This window comes from Daejeonella sp. (genome assembly GCF_044232565.1).
Lineage (GTDB): Bacteria > Bacteroidota > Bacteroidia > Sphingobacteriales > Sphingobacteriaceae > Daejeonella.
Genome location: NZ_JBIILQ010000248.1, coordinates 1 through 4,048 on the forward strand (window position 1 = coordinate 1; position 4,048 = coordinate 4,048).

General features: G+C 36.9%; 3 protein-coding genes. All 3 read right to left on the reverse strand.

Features of this window, described 5'->3' with window-relative positions; genetic code table 11:
• On the reverse strand, positions 1-802 hold an 802-nt coding region (locus tag ACILQF_RS11360), incomplete at its 3' end, for a UDP-N-acetylglucosamine 1-carboxyvinyltransferase (RefSeq protein WP_395627524.1).
• A gap of 126 nt (positions 803-928) precedes the next feature.
• On the reverse strand, positions 929-1,603 hold the full coding sequence (locus ACILQF_RS11365) for a DUF4290 domain-containing protein (RefSeq protein ID WP_395627525.1): 675 nt from the start codon (positions 1,601-1,603) through the stop codon (positions 929-931).
• A gap of 63 nt (positions 1,604-1,666) precedes the next feature.
• On the reverse strand, positions 1,667-3,937 hold the full coding sequence (locus tag ACILQF_RS11370) for an ATP-dependent helicase (RefSeq protein ID WP_395627526.1): 2,271 nt from the start codon (positions 3,935-3,937) through the stop codon (positions 1,667-1,669).
• Between the last annotated feature and the right edge of the window lie 111 nt (positions 3,938-4,048).

A 4,048-nucleotide genomic window follows, 5' to 3' on the forward strand; every position in this document is an offset into this window, starting at 1 on the left:
TCCCAAGTTCTTCAAACTGAACATTTTTAATGGTAATTTCAGATTCAGTCATGGCAGCAAGTCCGATGAAGGATCCAATTTCAATCATATCTGGTAATAAACGATGTTCTGTGCCACTAAGTTTAGTAACGCCTTCAATTTTAAGAAGGTTTGAACCTACGCCCGTAATTTTAGCACCCATCCGATTGAGCATTTTGCACAATTGCTGAAGATAGGGCTCGCATGCAGCATTATAAATGGTAGTAATTCCTTTAGCTAAAACTGCAGCCATTACCACGTTTGCGGTACCTGTTACTGATGCTTCATCCAAAAGAATATAAGCACCTTGTAAATTACTCGCATCTACGTTAAAGAAATTATTTTTTTTATCGTAAATAAATTTTGCGCCTAGTTTCTCGAAACCTAAAAAGTGAGTATCTAACCTCCTGCGACCAATTTTATCGCCTCCAGGTTTCGGAATAGCGGCTTTTCCAAATCGGGCTAAAAGCGGACCGACAATCATGATTGATCCTCTTAAGCTGCCACCTTTTGATTTGAAGGATTCCGATTTAAAAAAATCAAGATTAATATTGTTTGCCTCAAAAGTATAGGTGTCTTTGCTTAAACGTTCTACTTTTACCCCTAAATCACCTACGAGTTCGATTAGTTTATTAACATCTTTTATGTCGGGTATATTGCTAATCGTGATTTTTTCTTCAGTAAGAAGTACTGCTGAAATAATTTGTAATGCTTCGTTTTTTGCTCCTTGAGGAATTATTTCACCCTTAAGGGGTTTACCACCAACAATTTCAAATGCGTTCATCTGTACTGATATGTTTTTAATAATAGATTTTTAATTGGAAAGCGCTAAATTACAAAAACTAGTTTTTGTTCCTTAAATAAAATAAAATTCTCTGCTTAATTATTCAAGATTATGCAATTTGAAATTTTAGTATCGTTTACCACTTGGATTATTTGGTCGCGGACGATTAGAACTTGGGTTATTGCGATTTGTATTTTGCCGTCCTTTATTTTGGTTAGAATTCCTTTGTCTACTAGGTGAAACAACCTGTCTAACTTCAACACGTTGAAGGTTTACGTTTTCCTCAAGTTGCAAGGCACCATTAGACATTTCACGTAAATCTTTGATGATGGTTTCATCGGCCACGCTATCCTTGTTCCAAGTTACGTAGGCCATTTTCATGAAATTAGCGATCGACTGAACCATAGCTTGTTTTCTTTCAGGTTCTTCAATGGCTTTGGCTCTACTAATCATTAATTCAACAGTTTTTCCGTAATGCTTATATTTTATCCTTTGTTGAGGATAGGATAGAGGCGCAGGTTTAAATCTGATTGCATCTTCAGAAGGTTTTGGATAGGGTGAATCTACATCAATCTTAAAATCAGAAATGATGTGTAAATGATCCCATAATTTATGTTTGAAGTCGGCCACATCCCTAAGGTGTGGGTTTAAAAAACCCATCAAATCAATCACTACCTGAGCATAACGATTCCGCTCATCTTTGGTAGGTAATTCGACAATATATTTCACCATATTTTGAACATTACGTCCATATTCGGCTAATATTAATTTTTTCCGGGTGGTATTATAATCGAATGTCATTGTAATTTTTTTATTTCGCAGAATAAATATGCGGTTTAAACGCGTTAATGCGTGGTTTTGCTTTTATTTTATAATTTTCAATTTAGCAAATTTTAATAATAATTGCTTCTGTCCTAAATCTTTAAAGAAAATTGTTGCTTTTATGTCGGGTTTATTGCCTTCAATGTTGATTACTTTCCCAAATCCGAAGCGCTCATGCTCCACTTCCATGCCAACTTGAAGTCCAGAAGTATCCGACGGACTAAAGCCTTCACTTGGTACATGTGCCTTTGGTAAAATGGAGCTTGTTCTTGGTATTGATGCTGGCTTAGGCTTGCTAAACATTTCTTTTTGCTGCCATGGTGATCGATCTTCATCGCCATAAGGATTATCTGATTTCTTCTGTTGCGGCTTGAAGTCAAGCTCGATAAAACTGGCATCAATCTCTTCAATAAAACGACTTGGTTCGCAACTCGTTAATGTTCCCCAGCGGTAGCGTGATGTTGCGTAGGAAAGATTAAGTTTTTTACCTGCACGTGTAATGGCCACATAAAATAATCGACGCTCCTCCTCCAGATCGGTTCTTGAACTCAACGACATTTGTGATGGGAAAAGGTTTTCTTCTAGGCCCACAACAAAAACATTGTCGAACTCCAATCCCTTTGCCGAATGGATGGTCATCAAGGAAACAGTATCAGCATCTGGGTTTTTATCGTTATCATCATTAGTTAGTAGAGCAATATCTTGCATAAAAATATCGAGACTACGGTCTTCAATATCTTCACGCTCACTAAATTCTTTGATACCATTTAGCAATTCCTGAATATTTTCATACCTGCTTAAACCTTCCACGGATTTATCTGAATAGAGCTCCTTCAAAATAGTAGAATGTTGCGCAATATGTAAGGCAGTATCATAGGCAGAATGAGTTTTCGTCATTACCTGGAAGCTTTGAATCAAAACTGCAAAATTGGCTACAGCACTTGAACTGCGCGAATCCAAATAGCTATGGGCATTGCAAATTACCTCCCAGATGCTTATATTATGTTGGTCTGCGGCAATCATGATTCGTTCAACGCTCGTATCTCCAATTCCACGACGAGGATAGTTGATGATTCGTTTTATAGCTTCTTCATCATTCGGGTTAAAAGTTACGCGGAAGTAAGCAATAAGATCTTTGATCTCTTTCCTTTGGTAAAAGGATAATCCGCCGTAAATTTTATAAGGCACATTTAACTTCCTAAGCGCCTCTTCCATCGCTCTTGATTGTGCATTTGTACGATATAAAATAGCAAAATCATGGTATTTTGAACCTTTCACAGCTTGCTCTTGGGCAATTGCTTCCGCTACTATTTTGCCTTCTTCATTATCACTAAAAGCACGGCTCACTTTTATTTTATCACCTACTTCATTATCTGAAAATACAGATTTTTTAAGCTGATTTTTATTGTTGGCGATGATGCTGTTCGCCACTTTGACGATATTTTGAGTGGAGCGGTAATTTTGCTCCAATTTAAATACTTTTAAGTCGGGATAGTCTTTCTCAAAATTGAGAATATTCTGAATATTAGCTCCACGGAAAGCATAAATACTTTGCGCATCATCACCAACAACACAAATATTTTCATTATTGGCGGCAAGCTTTTTTACAATCAGGTACTGCGAATAATTGGTATCCTGATACTCATCCACCATCAAATACTTGAATTTATTTTGGTATTTATATAAAACTTCAGGATGTTCCTTTAAAAGCACATTAGTTTTGTAAAGTAGGTCGTCGAAATCCATTGCGCCGGCTTTAAAGCACCTTTGAGCGTATGTTTGGTAGATTTCACCAATGCTTCCACGTCCCGTTGAGAAATCTTCGGCTTGGATTTGAGTATTTTGTAAATAGGCAGCGGGCGATACTAAATTATTTTTGGAAGATGAAATACGGTTGTAAACGAAGTTTACATTGTACAATTTTTCATCTAATTGTTTCTCCTTTACAATTGCTCTTAGCAAGCTTTTGCTATCGTCTGTATCATAAATGGTGAAATTACTTGGATAGCCAATTTTTTCTGATTCTACTCGAAGGAGTTTTGCAAAAACAGAGTGGAATGTTCCCATCCATAGATTTTTAGCTTCAGCACCAACAACTTTCAGAATACGTTCTCGCATCTCTTTAGCAGCCTTGTTGGTGAAAGTTAAAACGAGTATATTGAAAGGATCAACCCCCTTTTTAATTAAATGGGCAACGCGGTAGGTAATTACACGCGTTTTTCCTGATCCTGCTCCGGCAACTATCATCACTGCTCCCTCGGTCTGCTCTACCGCCGCCCGTTGCGAAGGGTTTAATCCATCTAAATAATCCAAAATTTATTCCTGTTTTTAATCTGCTAAATTAACAAAGAGATTTGAGATTTAGGCTTAGGGTGTTTAAGAATTTATCCACGATAAAATTCCATTTTATTTTAGCTTTTCCTC